Below are 18,331 nucleotides of genomic sequence, written 5' to 3' on the forward strand. Positions count from 1 at the left end.
AGGAGTGTGGAAGGGAAGAGGTTACAGGTGACAGCGTACAGGGGACAGTCAATAAAAGCTATACCCAATGCCCCATGCCCAATGCCCAATGCCCAATGCCCAATGCCCCATCTACCCAAAGAAAGTATCTAAATGTTTCCAACTGAACCGGCTGCTGTTAATAACGGGTTTGGCGCACTGCTAAAAAACCGTAGTTTTATGCTTCTGTGGATTGGGCAACTAGTGTCCCAGTTAGCAGATAAAGTCTTCTTTTTAATGTTGGTCGATTTGGTAGTAGACAAAAACAGTATCTACCTTCCTCCTTTGGGAGTAGGAAAAGAATCGATGTACCCGATTTTAATGGTGGCGTTTACTATACCAGCAGTTTTATTTGGTTCAGCCGGAGGTGTATTTGTCGATCGCTTACCAAAAAAGCTAATTATGGTAGGCTCTGATATTTTACGCGGATTATTAGTCATCGGACTTGCCTTTTTACCCAGGAATTTCCATATACTTTTTCTCATTACCTTTGCAGTTTCCACCATTACCCAATTTTTTGCCCCAGCCGAACAAGCTGCAATTCCTTTACTGGTGCGGCGAGAGGGTTTAATAGCAGCCAATGCGCTGTTTACTAGCACAATGATGGGTGCTTTAATAGTCGGTTTTTTGTTAGGAGATCCTCTGCTGAGTTTGGCTGAAACTGGTATAGCTAAAGAGTATGGCCCAGAGTTAGTAGTGGCGTTGTTATACCTGTTCTCGGCTGTAATTATGCTCCCGATTCACTTTCGGGAGAAAAAATCACCGAACGAAGCTTTGGGCGATCGCATCGATCTTTGGGCTGACTTTAAAGAAGGCTTACGCTACCTGAAGAAAAACCGTTTGGTATTAAATGCCATGTTGCAAACTACAGTTTTATACTGCGTCTTTGCAGCTTTAATGGTACTTGCCCTTCCCTTAGCAGAAAAGTTTGGTTTACAAGGCAAACAATCTGGACGCTTTATCGCCGCAGTCGGAATCGGTATAGTCATTGGTGCGGCCATTTTGGGTCATTTGGGCGATAAAACACATCACAAACCTTTACCTTTGATGGGCTTTTTAGGTATGGCGCTGATTTTAGCTTTGGTTCCCTTTAGCAATAGTCAAGTACTAGCAATCGGATTTTGTATCTTATTGGGTGTGAGTGGTTCCCTAATTGGTGTACCAATGCAAACTCTAATTCAACAACAGACTCCACCAATTATGCATGGTAAGGTCTTTGGCTTTCAAAATCATGCAGTTAACATCGCCCTTTCTGCACCACTGGCGATTACAGGCTGGTTAAATCAAGAGTTTGGCTTACGAATTGTCCTGATCGCAATGAGTTTCGTGGTTGCAGTTGTCGGTGTTTGGACTTGGAGAAATACCCGCAATGTCTTGCAAGACGTAATTTAATTAATGTAGGCTAATAATCTATATTTATATTTAATATAAAAATTAATCAGATTTTGATTGAAGTTTTCAATTAAAATGAAATCTCAACTACAGAAATTCAGCATTAACTTTAGCTATAGTCTGAGGTTTGACCGTGCGATCGCTTTCCCAAATTAGTTTCCCACAAACTGAGAATCACAAACAGTCTCGTGCTTCTAGCCCGCCAGTCTTGCCCAAACGTGCATCTGGCGGTTTTGCCCTAATTGACAGCCTTCATCGCCACGGCGTTGATTACATTTTTGGTTATCCTGGTGGGGCAATTCTCCCAATTTACGACGACCTGTATAAGGTAGAAGCAACTGGTGTTATTAAGCACATTCTAGTGAGACACGAACAAGGCGCAGCCCACGCCGCAGACGGTTACGCCCGTGCTACTGGGAAGGTAGGAGTATGCTTTGGTACTTCTGGCCCAGGAGCAACTAACTTGGTGACGGGAATCGCTACCGCTTACATGGATTCAATCCCGATGATTGTGGTTACAGGGCAGGTAGCGCGTCCGTCCATTGGGACAGATGCCTTTCAGGAAACCGATATTTACGGGATTACACTACCCATTGTCAAGCACTCTTATGTAGTGCGTGACCCCAAAGATATGGCGCGAATTGTCGCCGAAGCGTTCCACATCGCTAGTACTGGGCGGCCTGGGCCAGTTTTGATTGATGTCCCCAAGGATGTTGCTTTAGAAGAATTTGACTATATACCTGTAAAACCAGGTTCAGTAAAATTACGCGGTTATCGTCCCACGGTGAAGGGAAATCCTCGACAAATCAACGCCGCCATTCAATTGATTACTGAAAGTCGCCGGCCGCTATTGTATGTCGGTGGTGGCGCGATCGCATCTGGTGCCCATGAAGAAATCAAAGAACTAGCTGAATTATTCAACATCCCTGTCACTACAACCTTAATGGGGATCGGTGCATTTGACGAACATCATCCCTTAGCTTTGGGAATGTTGGGGATGCACGGCACTGCTTACGCTAACTTCGCCGTTAGTGATTGTGACTTGTTAATTTGCGTCGGCGCTAGATTTGACGATCGCGTTACAGGCAAGTTAGACGAATTTGCCTCCCGCGCTAAAGTAATTCATATAGACATCGATCCGGCAGAAGTCGGCAAAAACCGCGTTCCTGAAGTGCCCATCGTCGGCGATGTGCGGAACGTATTAGTAGACTTGTTGCGTCGCTGCCAAGAAACAGGCGTTGCAGCGACACCTAATCAAAACCAAGAGTGGTTAAATTTAGTAAACCGTTGGCGCGAAGAATATCCTCTAATAGTGCCGCACCATCCCGACAGCATTTCGCCCCAAGAAGTAATTGTAGAAGTCAGTAGCCAAGCACCCCATGCTTTCTACACTACAGATGTCGGACAACATCAAATGTGGGCAGCACAATTCCTCAAGAACGGCCCAAGGCGCTGGATTTCTAGCGCTGGTCTAGGGACGATGGGTTTTGGCTTACCTGCGGCAATGGGCGCTAAAGTAGCGTTTCCTGATGAGGAAGTGATTTGTATCAGTGGCGATGCCAGTTTCCAAATGTGTTTGCAGGAATTAGGAACCCTTGCACAGTATGAGATAAATGTCAAGACAATAATTATCAATAACGGCTGGCAAGGAATGGTGCGCCAGTGGCAGCAAGCCTTCTACGGTGAGCGTTATTCATGCTCAAATATGGAGGTAGGGATGCCAGACGTAGAGTTATTGGCAAAAGCTTACGGCATAAAAGGCATGATAATCAGCGATCGCAGTGAATTGAAAAATGCGATCGCCGAAATGCTGGCACACAAAGGGCCAGCTATCTTAAATATCCACGTCACCAGAGACGAAAACTGCTATCCAATGGTAGTCCCTGGCAAGAGCAACGCTCAAATGGTTGGCTTACAGAAACAAGTGCCAAAAGCCGCATCAGAACCAGTGTATTGTAGCAACTGCAACGCCAAAAATGCACCTACCCACAACTTCTGTGCTGAGTGTGGGACAAAGTTGTAACACTTTTTGAGAATTAAACTGTTTTTATACGCAGAGGGATATCTCTCTGCGTATTTTTCATGAAGAAATATTCATATCAATGTATTTTTCTGCATTCTTTTGGGAATCCTAAATTTTAGGAAGCATCAGAAACCACAAGGTATTGCTTCCTGAAATATCACGTAATTTTACAGGATAATTATGTCTCAACGCAAATTGCCCAAAGGACGTAGTGTTAGTTCAGTTGCTCTAGAACCAGAAGTTGCGATCGCAATCCTTGGACTCTTTTCCGCAGCTGCTGATGGTGAAGGTATTTCTTCAACAGAAGAATATGCTTTAAGTGAATTTCTCAGTCGGGTTGGCTTATTTGAAGATTATTCTGACGAAGACTTTGAAGAATTGACCGAAAAAGTCGTCAACTTGATTGAAGAAGAAGATTCAGAAGATTTAATCGCCCAGTCCATCGAATCCTTGCCCAATAGAGGTTATCGGGAAGCTGCATATATCGCAGCTATCTTAGTGGTGGGGATTGACGAAGAAGTACCTGAAAGTGAGCAAGATTATATCTCTGAGCTTCAGGAAGCCTTAAAGATTTCAGACGAGCGAGCACAAGAACTTATAGACGGAGTGTTCGGGGAAGAAGAAGAGGAAGAGGAAGAGGAAGATGAAGAGGAATAAGATTTCCTCTGATCGAACTGACGTTAAAAAGATGCCACACAAAGGTATTATCATCAAGTAGTTTTACTAACTATGTGATGACTAGAAAAATTTCTCTTGGCTTAATGCTGCTGTTTCTGGGTACTCAAATTGGTGTTACCCAGCCAGCAGCTAAAGCACAAACCCCATTTGCACCAACAACTACCACAAAATCAATTTGCTCTACCCAATTGGGAACAGCTATAGATGCTGTAATCAATCGTCCTTTATTTAGTCGGGTGCGCTGGGGAATTTTGGTACAACCTCTGTCAACGGGATCAACTCTTTATAGTCGGGATGCTCAGAAATATTTTATTCCCGCATCTAACCTCAAGTTGCTGACAACAGCAGCTGCATTGCAGCAATTGGGTGCTAATTTTCGGATTCGCACCTCTATTTATCAGAACGGCAATGGTATTTTAAGTGTTGTCGGTAGGGGAGATCCCAGTTTTAGTGATACTCAACTGCAAACATTAGCACAGCAGCTAAAACAGAAGGGTATTACTCAAATTCAGCGATTGATAGCTGATGATAGTTATATTCAAGGTGATATTGTTAACCCCACCTGGCAATGGGAAGATGTGCAGTCAGACTATGGCGCACCAGTCAGTAGCTTTATTCTAAATCAAAATATTTTTAGTTTAAAACTTGTACCGCAGGCTGTAGGTAAATCTTTACAAGTGGTGTGGATCGATCCTGGCGAGGCAAAACAGTGGCGGATAATTAATCAGTCAGTAACGGTTGCCCAAAATCAACCAATCTACGTCAACGTTACCCGCGAATTATCAGGAACAGCATTACGAATTCAAGGACAACTGACAACGAATTCTGAACCTTCTTTAATAGATTTGCCTGTAGTTGACCCTAATTATTACTTCTTACGGCGCTTCCGTGCAGCTTTGGCAACAGAAAAAATTGCTTTGGGGCAAACATTAGTCGTAACTGGTGGTGTTCATCAAGAAGAAATAGCTTTTGTAGAGTCGCCACCTTTATCTGAATTATTAATGGAAACTCTTCAGAATAGTAATAATCTTTATGCTGAGGCACTACTGAGAGCATTAGCTGGGGAAAAACCCAGAGTTAAAACTAAGACTAGCACTGATGTCGGTTTAGAAGTTGTCAAAGCAAATTTAACTCGATTGGGAGTTGATCCAACAAATTATATTTTAGTCGATGGTTCGGGTTTATCACGTCGGGACTTAGTGACACCAGAAGCTTTTGTACAAACTTTGCGAGGAATGGCAAGAACACCGGCAGCATATATATATCGGGCATCTTTACCTATGGCCGGTAAAAGTGGAACTTTGAAAAACCGCTTTCAAAACACATCTGCTGAGGGGATTGTCCAAGCAAAAACGGGTACGTTAACGGGTGTTGTTTCTCTATCTGGATATATGAATGCCCCTAAATATGAGCCGTTAGTTTTTAGTATTATTGTGAATCAATCAGAGCAGCCTGCAACTGTTGTGCGCCAAGCTATTGATGAGATTGTTGTGTTATTAACGCAATTGCAGCGTTGTTAAGAAATGTTTGGAGATACAAAATATTGTGTCTCTACATTTGCTTATTTATAATGTTCGCTAGTTTAGCGCAGTTGCAGTCTGCTTTATAACAACAATTATATTACTACTACTTAACAAAAAATCTTTCGCATAAATACCAGAGTTTTTGAGATTACGTATTTTTCCTGATTACACTGCTTTTAAATGTGACTACGATAGAGCGCATAACAAATATGATATGTCTTCAATTATGTGATGTGTTATTACTCAACTTGAAGTAGATAAACTCATTAGTTAACCATGACAGATAACCGAGATTACACAATTACTAAAAATTGGTAGCTTTATTTGGTATTACTTGCTTTAATGCATCATGATTGTTGATATCAACCTGATTGCACCAAAAGTAGTAAAAATGAACAAAGTTCAAAAGCTAGAAAAACTCTCAATGAGCGCTGATACAAACAGCTAGAAAATCAAATACCTGAAAATATTAGCAATCTGAATATATTTAAGATAATCACATGGGAATCAACCTACAAAAAGGGCAACATATCTCACTTTCTAAAGAAGCTCCTGGGCTAACAAAGCTGATGTGTGGACTAGGCTGGGATATAGCCAAACGTTCTGCTGGTTTCTTTGGGGCTTTCAGTAATACTCAAGACTGTGACTTGGATGCCTCAGTAATCTGTTTAGATCAAAAGGGCAAAATAACAGATATAGCTAACGTTGTTTACTTTAGAAACTTATCCCATAAATCAGGAGCTATTACCCATTTGGGTGATAATATTACAGGTGCAGGAACAGGTGATGACGAGCAGATTATTGTAGATTTAACTCAACTACCAAAAGAGATTGTAAAACTAGTTTTTACGGTTAATATTTACGACTGCATAGCTCGTAAACAAGAATTTGCACAGGTACAAAATGCCTTTGTGCGACTCGTAAATACATCTAACAATCAAGAAGTTGCCAAGTATAATTTATCCGGTTCTGAATACAAAGGAATGACTGGGATGATTATGGCTGAAATTTACAATCACAATAACGAGTGGAAAATGGCAGCTATTGGTAACGGCATTAATGTTAATGGTTTACAAGGACTTATGAAAGTCTATGCCTAACTACTTATTGAGTTACTCGACTCAATAACACTCTGCATAAAATTCGTTTTGTAAAAATAGGGAGTCATTATGTCAATTAACTTAAGTAAAGGCGAAAGAATTAATCTTTCAAAAGAAGCACCAAGCATGAAAAATGCTGGAATTGGTTTAGGATGGGATGTCAACGTTACAGATACAGGTACAGTTTTTGACCTTGATGCTTCTATATTTATGTTAGGTGCTAATGGGAAAATTCCTAATGAAAAATACTTTGTATTCTATAACAACTCACAATCACCAGATGGTTCTGTAAAACATGAAGGAGATAGCAGAACAGGAGAGGGTATAGGAGATGATGAAACAATTCAAATTGATTTGAGCAAAGTTGACGCTTCAATTCAAGAAATAGTTTTTGTCGCCACCATCCATGAAGCAGAGCAAAGAAAGCAAAACTTTGGACAAGTCAGAAACTCATTTATTAGAATTTATGACAACGCCACAGAAAAACAAATTGCTAAGTATGAATTAGATGAAGAGGCTTCCACAGAAACTGCAATTGAATTTGGTAAGCTTTATCGAAAAGATGGGGAATGGAGATTCCAAGCTGTCGGGGCTGGTTATAAATCAGGGCTTCAAAGTTTTGTAGATCGATATGCTGCTTAGTAGCAATCTCAAAAGGTAATAAAAAGGAGGTAACAGTAATGAATACCTCCTTTTTTTTATAAATTAATCAACAAAAATAAATTTACAGGATGTATATAAAATGGAAATTGAATTAAGCAAAGGTGGCAGATTTAATCTTTCTAAAGAAGCTCCTAATTTAAATAAAGTAGCTATTGGCTTGGGTTGGCAAATAAATCAAGCCGGACAAAGTTATGATATTGATGCTTCCGTATTTATGTTAGACGCAAATGGTAAAATACCAGATGAAAAATATTTTATTTTCTATAATAATTTGCAATCAATCGATGGTTCCTTAAAACACTCTGGAGATAATAGAACTGGAGAAGGGAATGGAGATGATGAGACAATTTATGTTGATTTGGCAAAAGTCAATCCAGCTATTCAGGAGATAGTTTTTGTTGTAACTATTCATGAAGGACAAGAAAAAACCCAAAACTTTAGCCAAATAAAAAATGCGTTTATCAAGATTTACAATTACGAAAGTAAAAATTATCTGGCTCGGTATAACTTAAGAGAGGCTTTTTCTCAAGAGACATCTTTAGAATTTGGACGTTTGTATAAAAAGGAAAATGAATGGAGGTTTCAAGCAGTAGGAGAAGGCTATAGTTCCGGGCTGCAAAGTTTTGTAGATAAATATATTAGAGAAACTAAACAGGAAGAAAAGAAAGAATATCCTAAATTAACCATTCCTGAAGATAGCCATAAAAACCAGAACAATATGACTATTCAACTTAAAAAAAGTGGTGATTCACACAATATCGACCTCAATAAGTCGAGCGATTCTACGCAACTGATTATTCATGTCAACCTTAACTGGAATCGGCAGAAAAGCAATATTGGTGGATTATTTAAAAACATACTTGGTGGTAACAAAGCATCAGACCTTGACTTAGGGTGTATGTATGAGATGGTTGATGGTCAAAAAGGAGTTATTCAACCTTTGGGAAACAGCTTTGGCTCGAAAAATTCTTCACCATATATTTTTCTTGATAAAGATGACCGTACTGGAGCAGCGGCTAATGGCGAAAATATTTACATTTTTAGACCCGATTTGATTAAACGGGTCATGTTCTTTGCCTTGATATACCAGGGGACACGCGACTTTAAATCAGTGCAGGGGCGTATATTTTTCAAAATAAGCAACGGCGAAGAAGTATTCCTGGAACTCAATAACCCAGATAATAATCGACGTTTCTGTGCTGCCGCGATGATTAAAACCATCAAATCACAGGTTATCATCACCAAGGAAGAAAAATACTTTTTAGGGCATGAAGAAGCTAGTAAAAACTATAGATTTGGTATTAATTGGACTGCTGGATCTAAATAAATATCTCTTTCCGATCGCCTGAATTGAACCAAACCAAATCGCAAGCTCAAAGTCCCTATTTGGCAACGTATAGACTTGAGTAGACCTCCCAAAGTCCGTTGTCAGGGATGTCAATCAATAGATCGCTGAAACCTTGCACTCCCAGAACTTCAAGCTGTAGGAGTGTCAATAATTCTAAGTCCCATAATGACTAAATCCCGTTCAACGTTATCAATTTTGGCAACTTTAGGTAAATGTCCCCAAGGTTGAAAACCGAATGTTTCAAAAAGGTTTAAACTGGGCTGATTGTGGGCAAAAATGAAACATAATAGGGTATTTAAACCTAAACCAGGGCTTTCGCTAATTGCTTGTGCTAATAGTTGTCGTGCCAAACCACAGCGATGAAATTGAGGGGCTATATAAATACTAATTTCGGCAGTCGTATTATAGGCAGGCCGCCCATAAAAGGATTGGAAACTAAGCCATCCAGCAATTACTTCCTCTACTTCGATTACCCAAAGTGGACGTTGTGAAGGCGATCGCGCCTGAAACCAAGGAAGGCGACTCTCCACAGATATTGGCTCTAAATCAGCAGTTGCTATGCGGCTAGGAATTGCAGCATTATAAATTGCCACAATTGCAGGTAAGTCAGTTTCAGTCGCATGGCGAATAGTCATTGCTATCGGTTCGGAGAAAATTTTGAGAAAATATTCAAAAATAATACAGCCTTACGGAAGCCGTAACACACCCTTGTATCTTATGAGAAGTGGTAGCGCCGCTTGGATAGTTAGTACTAAAACACAGAAATCTTAAACCTGATAGCTTAACGTTGACGACTAATGTTACATCTAGTATCGTTGAGCGGGAAAAACCAACGTGAAAGCACAGGTATTTAGAGGCGTTAATCAACTGTCTTACGAAGATATCCCAGTTCCAACCCTAGAACCAGATGAAGTACTGGTACAGGTGCGGGTTGTGGGGTTGTGTCAGTCAGATATTAAGAAAATTCGTTATCCACTATACGAACCACCGCGCATTTTTGGACATGAAACTGCCGGCACGATCGCAGCGTTAGGTAATAATGTCAAAGGTTGGCAAGTTGGACAACGGGTAGCGGTGATGCACCACATCCCTTGTATGCGTTGCGCCTACTGTCTAAATGATAATTTCTCTATGTGCGATGTCTACAAAAACATCTCCACTACCGCAGGCTTTAACGCCAGTGGCGGCGGTTTTGCTGATTATGTCAAGGTTCCAGGACATATTGTGGAAAACGGTGGGTTGATTCCCATCCCCGATCGCATCAGTTTTGAAGAAGCGAGTTTTGTCGAACCGACTAACTGCTGCTTGAAAGCTGTGAAAAAAGCCCAAATTACTCCAGGACAAACTGTATTAGTTACTGGTGCAGGGCCGATTGGGTTAATGTTTATCATGTTGGTAAAGTATTTTGGAGCAAAAGCGATCGCTACCGATTTACTACCCTCTAGAGTTGATAAAGCCTTAAGTGTCGGTGCAGAAGCGGCTTTTGATGCCCGTGATGCGGATTTACCAGCAAAAATTCATGCCTTAACTGGTGGACTAGGTGTTGATGTCACCCTACTAGCTGTTCCTAGTGAGAAAGCTTTTTTTCAAGCACTTGATTGTACCCGCAAAGGCGGTAAAATCTTATTTTTCGCCGAATTCCCTGATGAGGTGGAAATTCCCATCAACCCCAATATTCTCTACCGTCGAGAAATTGACTTGATCGGTAGTTATAGCTCATCTTATCGGCTTCAGAATTTATCAGCCGATATTGTATTTAATCAGCGAATTGATGTGCAAGCGTTGATTAGCGATCGCTATCCATTAAAAGATTTATCAGCAGCTGTTGAGCAAGCGATCGCACCCACACCGGATACTTACAAAATCCTAATTTATCCGTAAAATAACTTAGACATGGGGGTACAGGGAAATTATTCTCCATGTCCTCATGTCTTGTTTCCTCATCTTTCCATTAGCCCAAACAAAATGCTTATTACCATACTTTTCGTCGCTCTACTAGCTTTCTACGTCGCTTGGAATTTGGGAGCAAACGATGTTGCTAATGCGATGGGAACCTCTGTAGGTTCCAAAGCTGTTACTCTCAAACAGGCATTAATTATTGCTGGTGTATTAGAGTTTACGGGTGCTGTATTGTTTGGGCATGAGGTAACGGAAACTCTCGCAACGAAAATTGCCAATCCCGCTTTATTCGCAGCTACACCCCAAATATTTGTTATTGGGATGGTAACGGTGCTAATTTCTTGTGGCGTGTGGTTGCAAATTGCCACATCACGAGGTTTACCAGTTTCATCTTCTCATGCCGTTGTTGGTGCGATCGCTGGATTTAGTTGGGTAGCTTTGGGAGTAGGTGCAATTGATTGGGCATCAATTGGCTTAATTAGCATTGGCTGGGTTTTAACGCCGTTAATTAGTGGTGCGATCGCTGCTTTATTTTATAGTCTAATCAAGCACTGGATTTTGGATCAACCCAATCAATTAGTGCAGTTACAAGAATGGATTCCCTGGTTGAGTACTGCGCTGCTAGGTGTATTCGGCGTAATTGTATTACCATCGCTAACTGAACCGCTAACCAACTTGCTCAATGACAAAGTTGGTTTTACGATCCCTCCTTACGACATCCCACTGTTAATGGGTGCAGTAGCAGCAGTTGGACTCACAATCATTAGTTGGCGACAATTAGAAGAGACGGGAGACAAGGAGGATAAGGGAGAACTACTTCTCACTCTCCAGTCCCCAGTCCCCAATCCCCAATCCCCATTACCCCTTATCCCCAGAGAGGGCCCCACCTTCCCCAATCCCGTAGAAAGATTATTCGGACGATTCCAACTGCTAAGTGCTTGCTTTGTCGCCTTTGCTCACGGTTCCAATGATTTAGGAAATGCGATCGCTCCTTTAGCTGCGATCGTCTACATCAATCGCACTGGTAGCGTACCTATGGATGGTATAACTATCCCCCTTTGGATTTTAATCCTTGGTGGTGCTGGTATTGTTGGTGGTTTAGCTGTCTGGGGTAAAAAAGTCATCGCCACTATTGGCGAAAACATTATTGCCTTGCAACCTAGTAGTGGATTTTGTGCCGAACTTGCTACTGCTACTACCATCCTCATCGCCTCGCGGCTAGGTTTACCTGTCTCCACTTCCCACGCTCTCGTCGGCGGTGTAGTTGGTATTGGACTAGTGCAAAATATCAAGTCGATAAAGTTTCAAACACTAAAAAGCATTGCCGCCGCATGGCTAATTACAATCCCTATGAGTGCTTTACTTAGCGCTGCCATCTTTAGCATCGCCCAAATTTTATTCCGCTAAGAATTATTAATATTTTTCTAAGTTTTGTTTACTAAATCTACTCAAAGTACAACCTAGACTGCAACAATGCCAAAAAAGCATGTTTTTGCAGAACTGCTGCTCATTCTATTAGAATGTTGTGCAGGGGATAGCGTAACTTTGAATTTCCACAGAAAGATACTTTAATCTCCATTTAGAGATATAAACTGTCACACAAGTTACATTCCACAGAAATTTACAGCTAATTTCGCAAGTCAGATAACTTTCCGCCTAAGCCACGCATCTGCATGGTAACAAAACAATAAATTATTTATTTGGAGTGAGATTTATAAAGTAAAAATCTCATTGGCAAATAATTAATGTAAATTAAACCGAGCAAAAACAAAAAAGGTGTCATTTCAAGCTACTTACAGCCATAGCGACGACAATCCAAAATCGTTCGATTGAGGGAAGTTGTTTGCGTAGCGTTCCGCAGGAAAGTCCAAAATCGAATGGCTAGATACTTAATCAATGCTGAAAAAAACACAGAGGATTAAGTAGTAGGGCAATTTGATGCTTTGCTAAGTTGTGTTCAGTATGACAGAATTACGTTGAAATGCGGAAGTGCTGTTAAAATTTTTAATTTATCTGACAAAATACAGGAAATTAGGATGAGCGCCAATAAAGCGTACCGGAAGCAGCTTTATCGTCAAGGTGTTAGAGGTTAGAAGCTAATGGGGCGATTCGAGAAGCAACCAGAAAACCAAAACCCAAGAGTCAGAGGCGAGCTATCTAGAGCAGCAGAAAATGCTCTTTGGGCTGTAGTTGAAGACTTAGAAAATCTTCAGCAGAATGTCCTTAGAGCATTGCAGGAAGATGTAAAGCGCCTTCAGTCAGAAAAAAATCGGTTATCTGATGAGATTCAAAGCTTGGTAGAGGAAAAAGAGCATTTACAACAAGTGCGCCAAATCACTGAGCAGCAAGTCTTAATTCGTCAACTGGCAGAAGTTCTGGCAAAGCACATATCTTCACAACTGCAATCCTCTTTGGCAACTTTAGCTAACCAAAGCATAGAGGGTAAGTCTTACGAACAAGCTGCGCTAAAGTCCGCTGAAGTGAGCAGCAACGTAGTAAATGTAGTAGGTGAAATCAATGAAAAAGTCGAACACATGTTTGACAGCCTGGATGACACCGTTACTGTTACTTTTAACTCGCTACAACAGGAGCTAAAAAACTATCAAAGTAATCTTTCCCAACAGTTGTCACGCATGTATAGCCAGCAGCAGCAAGGGGAAACGATTTTGACGGAGTTTGTTAACCGCCTGCATGGAGAACTAGAAAAAACTATAGAAGAAACTTCACGCAAACCAGCAGCAGGTACGCCTACTGTTTTACAGTTTACTGAGCCAGAAAAAAACAATTCTTCTGAGACATCTCTGCCAACCTTTAGCGAAGTAGTAAGAAATTCCTCTGAGCCAATTTCCGCGATCCCGAATCAATTTTTAGAAGAAAGAGAAACTAGATTAGAGCCTCCCGTTGTTAGAGAAAACACCGCGAACCCAATTTCTCTTTCCATCAAAGACTTGTTGGAAAGAGAAATAACATCAGAGCCTCCCATTGTTAGAGAAAGCGCTGCGAACCCGATTTCTGTCCCTAGCAAAGACTTGTCGGAAAGAGAAACAACATCAGAGTCTCCCGTTGTTAGAGAAAATGCTGCGAACCAGATTTCTGTCCCTATCAAAGACTTATCGGAAAGAGAAACGACATCAGAGCCTACTGCTGCCGTAGTTCCACCACCACAGGAAAACGCTACTGAACCCATTTCTGTCCTCAATAAGGATTCGTCAGAAACCGAAACTACGTCAGAGCCTCCTATTGGATCTGTGCCACAACCGAGAGTAATACAACCTCAACCTTTACGACGGAGAAACGCTGCTGAACCAACTTCTGTTATCCGCAGGGTTTCGCAGAGCAAACCCGAATCACCACCTTCTACTGCGCTAGAGCCGCAGCCGGAAGCAAAACCCCCAGAATCGCGATCGCCTAATTCCTCCGGCTTTTCGCAGTTGCAAATCGGTTTCTTGTTGATTGTCTTATCGGCAGTGGTATCGTCGCTTTACAACATAGCCATTAAGATAATTTTCCATGAAGGTTCCCAGATTTTTGGAGTAGTAGATGTAGAACGCTTGCTACCGCCGACTTTGGGCAATACTCTGTTAATTTTGACGCTCCGGTTTATGGTAGTAGTACCACTGATGGTACTGCTATCTCCCATGTTGCATCCAACACTATGGCAAGATTTAGAAAACTTGGCTGCTTCAGTGCGAGGAAATCCCACAGCTGCTAATACAGCTACCAAGCGGATTTTGCTGTTGTCAGTTGTGAGTGGGTGCTTTTTGTTTTTGTCTCAGGTGCTAATCTACATTGCGATCGCTCAAGTCACAACTGGAATGGCGATCGCACTGTTCTTTATCTATCCAATGGTTAGTGGGTTATTGTCGTGGTTTCTATTCCACGATCGCCCCACCACATTCCGCTTCGCTGCGATCGCCGCCATTTGCTGTGGCGAATTGTTGGTTTTAGGAGGTTCTCCCAGCACCAGTATAGGTAATAGTTCAATGGGAAGCAGCACCGCCATTCTTTCGGGCGTAGCTTTTGCTGCCTACATAATTCTGACACGGGTATGTGCTAGCAAACTGCATCCTGTGACTTTTACCTTAATTAACTTCGCTACCATGTTGGTGTTGAGCTTTATTTGCTTAATGCTACCTTTACCAAGCAATTGGAACTTGATAGTTTTTGACCAATCTAAGATGCTAGAACTGGTTTTGAGCGCATTTATCTTGGGTGTACTGACTCTTGCCGGCTATCTACTAAACAATGTTGGTATCAGTAAATTAGGTGCTTCGCGATCGGCGATTATCGGTGGTAGCATCCCAGTTTTAACCGTGATTTTCGCTGGGTTAATCATTCAAGAAAATTTAGATATTGTGCAAATTTTGGGAGTGTTGTTAGTAACCTTTGGCGCGGCTGCTTTCAGCCTGGAAACCATGCGAAATCAGGCTAAATCCTCCAGTAACACGAATTAAATGGCAAGTTCAATCAGTTTAGGTGTGTGGGTGCTAGTTTACGTTCTATCGCTCTCAGCATCAATCCTGACGCTAATATACCTGCTTGGAACTTCTCTACATCAAAGATCCCCGACTTATAAAAGAAATCGGGGATCTTTAGTTTTCAAGGATAATTTAGGGCTGTTGTATAAGTGCAGATAAATATAGCGATCGCTCATTTAGGTGCAATACACTTTAACCTCTCTCCGACTCGGCTTAGGATTGAGAACCGCTATAGTTGATGACTTGTAATATATTTTTGGGGATTTAGCCTGATACAGATAGGGAAAACACGTATATATAACCAGTATGAGTAGTGCTGACTCAAGCAATTGAGTCCGAGTACTTGCTCAAAAAGGAAATTTGCAAGGAGTTAAGACCATTGCAGCACATTTTGGAACTAAGAGATAAAGAAGTAGTAGAAGAGTTTAGAGTAACCCGTTTTTTAAGGTATGTGAATATATGGAGCGATCGCTCATGAAACACCTTGTATTTTTATTCTACGAAAACCCCTGCGGGTAACGCAAAATTCCAAAACCCTCATTTTTATGTTCTTGAGGTTGGCGAAATGGTATCTTTATTAATGCCTTTGTATACTAGTCAACTTAGTCTGCGTAGGCGTAGCCCACCGTAGGTATCGCCCAGATCCTTAGAGAAAGACGCTTATTTCGTAGCCTGCGGCAAATTCTCATCCTTTTTCAGCAACAAACTATCTATGCAATTCTAGTCTCTCAAGTATATAAAACAGCAATGTAAAAATATACTTTAAAGTAGCCAATGAATTAGTTAAATCATGAAAATTTAAAATTTTTTCATGAAAGAAATATAATTTCATTGCAAAACAACCTCTAAATAATCATCAGACGGAATGCGATATGTTTTATTATATATACCTAGTCACTAATTTCTAGTTTATTAACACAAGCGAAAAAGCATGATAGCTATGCGGTTCAGTCTGAACTAATCGCAGCTTTCTGTGTCAAATTATCAACATAAAAGATAAATCAGACTTAGGTTTAAGAGTCAAAATAGAAATATCATCAAACCTTGATTTAGTCATAATATAAAATATTTAAATTTCAATTATTTATAAACTTTAAAATACATATTTTTATTCCAAAACCAAAAAATGATGGTATGATAAAAGACGATATTTGAAAGAAGAATAGGTATTTTGAAATTGGAATTAATTGCTCTACTTGATGTCTACTATCTTCCCTCAAGCCAACGGCTGAGACTGCCGAGACATCACAGGAGGTTATGAACAAAATGATAGTTCCCAACGAGCCGTTTGGCTCAACCTCTGAATGTTGCTACACCTAGTAAGCGGTTTCTTTTGAGATTACTCCCAAGGATCTCCAGCCACCTGTGTACTACAAATAATTCACCAAAGCTGAATAAAAACCATCTTTTTTGAGTAACAAATACCCCAGATGAACCGCGCAAACTAGTTTTTACTCCGAGTCGGTATAGTGCCATAATTAGGTGTAAGCAGCTTGACGTTCTTGCTCTTGAAAGATGAGAATAGTACCAGAGAAGTTAGAAACTTTGTAGATTATTTGCAACACAGTTAACTTTTGGGAAGTAAACCGCCATCAAACTGGACTTGATAATATCTGTAATTTTCCAGGCAGATGCAGAGACAGTTATAGTAACAACAACTGAATCTGCTTGTGTACTAGAAAATATGCGAGAATGGTAGTTTGGGCTACCACCAGTTTTATGGTTATCGCATACTAATATAGTCTGAAGTGAAAAAATCGCTTTCAGCCAGGTGTATACTACCTATTCTCACTCGATTAAAAACTTTGTAAACGTGCTATTCAATTGTCTGTAATATGAGTAACGACATAGATCTGATCAAACGTCTTGACCCCAGTGCGATGGATCAGATCATGCTTTATCTGGCTTTTAGTGCCATGCGGACGAGTGGGCACAGGCATGGGGCATTTTTAGACGCAGCCGCAACAGCAGCAAAGTGTGCAATTTATATGACCTATCTAGAGCAGGGGCAAAACCTGCGAATGACAGGGCATCTGCACCACCTAGAGCCAAAACGCGTAAAAATTATTGTAGAAGAAGTCAGACAGGCGTTAACAGAAGGCAAACTGTTAAAAATGTTGGGTTCTCAAGAACCTCGATATTTGATTCAATTGCCTTACGTCTGGCTAGAAAAGTATCCTTGGCAACCAGGGCGATCGCGCGTACCAGGTACGAGTCTGACAAGTGAAGAGAAAAGACAAATTGAGCAGAAACTGCCAAGTAACTTACCAGATGCCCAGTTAGTTAGCTCTTTTGAGTTTCTGGATTTGATCGAGTTTTTGCATAGGCGATCGCAAGAAGACTTGCCAACCGAACACCAAATGCCTTTGAGTGAAGCTTTGGGCGAGCATATCAAGCGCCGTTTACTCTACTCAGGCACGGTAACACGCATAGATTCTCCTTGGGGAATGCCCTTCTATGCACTTACCCGTCCTTTTTATGCTCCAGCAGACGATCAAGAACGCACTTACATCATGGTAGAAGATACCGCTCGGTACTTCCGCATGATGAAAAATTGGGCAGAACGGCGACGAAATGCCATGCGTTTACTGGAAGAACTTGATATCCTGCCAGAAAAAATGGAGCAAGCTATGGAAGAATTGGATGAAGTTATCCGGGCTTGGGCAGATAAATATCATCAAGACGGTGGTATTGCAGTGGTTTTACAGACGGCTTTTGGTGAAAGAGAAGACTAGTAGCGCTACGCACAACTCAAAAAGCTTACTTTATAAGCTTTTCACCTCTTTTGTCCCTTGCTTGAAAGTAGAGGGATGGTCGGTCTATTTACATTGTAATACTGTATTAGTAGTACAAAAGTCACAAAACTACTTGTGACTTTTGTCTTGCAAGTTTCTAGTTTGCATACTTTGCAAGCAGAAGGCAATTATAGCGGATTTTATATAGATATTTTATTTAAGTCATAGTAGTCTATCGCATTAAATATGATATGTGAATTAGTATTTTAAATTTCTTTTATTACCTCTTAACTTGGCGCTCTTTGTGCGCTTTGCGGTTCGTTCTCTTAACCCTCAAAACTAATGACATAGACCACTAGTTTTGAGGATTAATTCCTTATATAGGACTAGTATTTGATTTTTGAAATATGCGTAGGGTGCGTTACGCTGACGCTAACGCACCAAAAGGAGTCAGGTGCGTTACGGCTTACTTAT

The 18,331-nt window shown here is 41.0% G+C and carries 12 protein-coding genes; 11 read left to right on the forward strand and 1 reads right to left on the reverse strand.

Annotation, left to right across the window (positions count from 1 at the left end; translation table 11 throughout):
- The first annotated feature begins 132 nt into the window (after positions 1–132).
- The 7 genes from V7K55_RS05295 to V7K55_RS05325 all read left to right on the forward strand — a co-directional run bounded on the left by V7K55_RS05295 (position 133) and on the right by V7K55_RS05325 (position 8,724).
- Entirely contained in the window at positions 133–1,410 is a 1,278-nt protein-coding gene (locus V7K55_RS05295) for an MFS transporter (RefSeq protein WP_334828925.1), read from the forward strand.
- A 133-nt stretch (positions 1,411–1,543) separates the two neighbouring features.
- Positions 1,544–3,433: a biosynthetic-type acetolactate synthase large subunit gene (gene ilvB / locus V7K55_RS05300; RefSeq protein ID WP_334828927.1), complete on the forward strand. Its 1,890-nt coding sequence runs from the start codon at positions 1,544–1,546 to the stop codon at positions 3,431–3,433.
- Between the two features lie 180 nt (positions 3,434–3,613).
- Positions 3,614–4,090, forward strand: a complete 477-nt coding sequence (locus tag V7K55_RS05305; protein ID WP_334828929.1) for a tellurite resistance TerB family protein — start codon at positions 3,614–3,616, stop codon at positions 4,088–4,090.
- A gap of 77 nt (positions 4,091–4,167) precedes the next feature.
- Entirely contained in the window at positions 4,168–5,631 is a 1,464-nt protein-coding gene (gene dacB, locus V7K55_RS05310; RefSeq protein ID WP_334828931.1) for a D-alanyl-D-alanine carboxypeptidase/D-alanyl-D-alanine endopeptidase, read from the forward strand.
- A 503-nt stretch (positions 5,632–6,134) separates the two neighbouring features.
- Positions 6,135–6,734 (forward strand): TerD family protein, encoded by a 600-nt coding sequence (locus tag V7K55_RS05315; protein WP_334828933.1) that lies wholly within the window; start codon positions 6,135–6,137, stop codon positions 6,732–6,734.
- 69 nt (positions 6,735–6,803) lie between these two features.
- Positions 6,804–7,376 (forward strand): TerD family protein, encoded by a 573-nt coding sequence (locus tag V7K55_RS05320; RefSeq protein ID WP_334828936.1) that lies wholly within the window; start codon positions 6,804–6,806, stop codon positions 7,374–7,376.
- 100 nt (positions 7,377–7,476) lie between these two features.
- Positions 7,477–8,724 (forward strand): TerD family protein, encoded by a 1,248-nt coding sequence (locus V7K55_RS05325; RefSeq protein ID WP_334828938.1) that lies wholly within the window; start codon positions 7,477–7,479, stop codon positions 8,722–8,724.
- A gap of 149 nt (positions 8,725–8,873) precedes the next feature.
- On the opposite strand, the gene V7K55_RS05330 is transcribed toward V7K55_RS05325, so the two are convergent.
- On the reverse strand, positions 8,874–9,380 hold the full coding sequence (locus tag V7K55_RS05330; protein ID WP_334828940.1) for a GNAT family N-acetyltransferase: 507 nt from the start codon (positions 9,378–9,380) through the stop codon (positions 8,874–8,876).
- 199 nt (positions 9,381–9,579) lie between these two features.
- On the opposite strand from V7K55_RS05330, the gene V7K55_RS05335 reads away from it, so the two are divergent.
- The 4 genes from V7K55_RS05335 (at position 9,580) to hetR (ending at position 17,857) form a co-directional block, all read left to right on the forward strand.
- Positions 9,580–10,626, forward strand: a complete 1,047-nt coding sequence (locus V7K55_RS05335) for a zinc-dependent dehydrogenase (protein ID WP_334828942.1) — start codon at positions 9,580–9,582, stop codon at positions 10,624–10,626.
- Between the two features lie 84 nt (positions 10,627–10,710).
- Positions 10,711–12,051: an inorganic phosphate transporter gene (locus tag V7K55_RS05340; RefSeq protein ID WP_334828944.1), complete on the forward strand. Its 1,341-nt coding sequence runs from the start codon at positions 10,711–10,713 to the stop codon at positions 12,049–12,051.
- Positions 12,052–12,743: 692 nt separating this feature from the next.
- Entirely contained in the window at positions 12,744–15,098 is a 2,355-nt protein-coding gene (locus tag V7K55_RS05345; protein ID WP_334828946.1) for an EamA family transporter, read from the forward strand.
- 1,859 nt (positions 15,099–16,957) lie between these two features.
- Complete coding sequence (hetR, locus tag V7K55_RS05350; RefSeq protein ID WP_094332006.1) at positions 16,958–17,857, forward strand: heterocyst differentiation master regulator HetR; 900 nt, start codon at positions 16,958–16,960, stop codon at positions 17,855–17,857.
- Positions 17,858–18,331 lie beyond the last annotated feature (474 nt).

The organism is Nostoc sp., from assembly GCF_036919895.1.
GTDB lineage: Bacteria > Cyanobacteriota > Cyanobacteriia > Cyanobacteriales > Nostocaceae > Nostoc.

Coding starts and splice junctions, on each gene's coding strand:
- V7K55_RS05330 (WP_334828940.1), bottom strand. CDS start 9,380: ATGACTATTCGCCATGCGACTGAAACTGACTTACCTGCAATTGTGGCA.
- V7K55_RS05315 (WP_334828933.1), top strand. CDS start 6,135: ATGGGAATCAACCTACAAAAAGGGCAACATATCTCACTTTCTAAAGAA.
- V7K55_RS05320 (WP_334828936.1), top strand. CDS start 6,804: ATGTCAATTAACTTAAGTAAAGGCGAAAGAATTAATCTTTCAAAAGAA.
- V7K55_RS05340 (WP_334828944.1), top strand. CDS start 10,711: ATGCTTATTACCATACTTTTCGTCGCTCTACTAGCTTTCTACGTCGCT.
- V7K55_RS05295 (WP_334828925.1), top strand. CDS start 133: ATGTTTCCAACTGAACCGGCTGCTGTTAATAACGGGTTTGGCGCACTG.
- dacB (WP_334828931.1), top strand. CDS start 4,168: ATGACTAGAAAAATTTCTCTTGGCTTAATGCTGCTGTTTCTGGGTACT.
- V7K55_RS05345 (WP_334828946.1), top strand. CDS start 12,744: ATGGGGCGATTCGAGAAGCAACCAGAAAACCAAAACCCAAGAGTCAGA.
- V7K55_RS05305 (WP_334828929.1), top strand. CDS start 3,614: ATGTCTCAACGCAAATTGCCCAAAGGACGTAGTGTTAGTTCAGTTGCT.
- V7K55_RS05325 (WP_334828938.1), top strand. CDS start 7,477: ATGGAAATTGAATTAAGCAAAGGTGGCAGATTTAATCTTTCTAAAGAA.
- hetR (WP_094332006.1), top strand. CDS start 16,958: ATGAGTAACGACATAGATCTGATCAAACGTCTTGACCCCAGTGCGATG.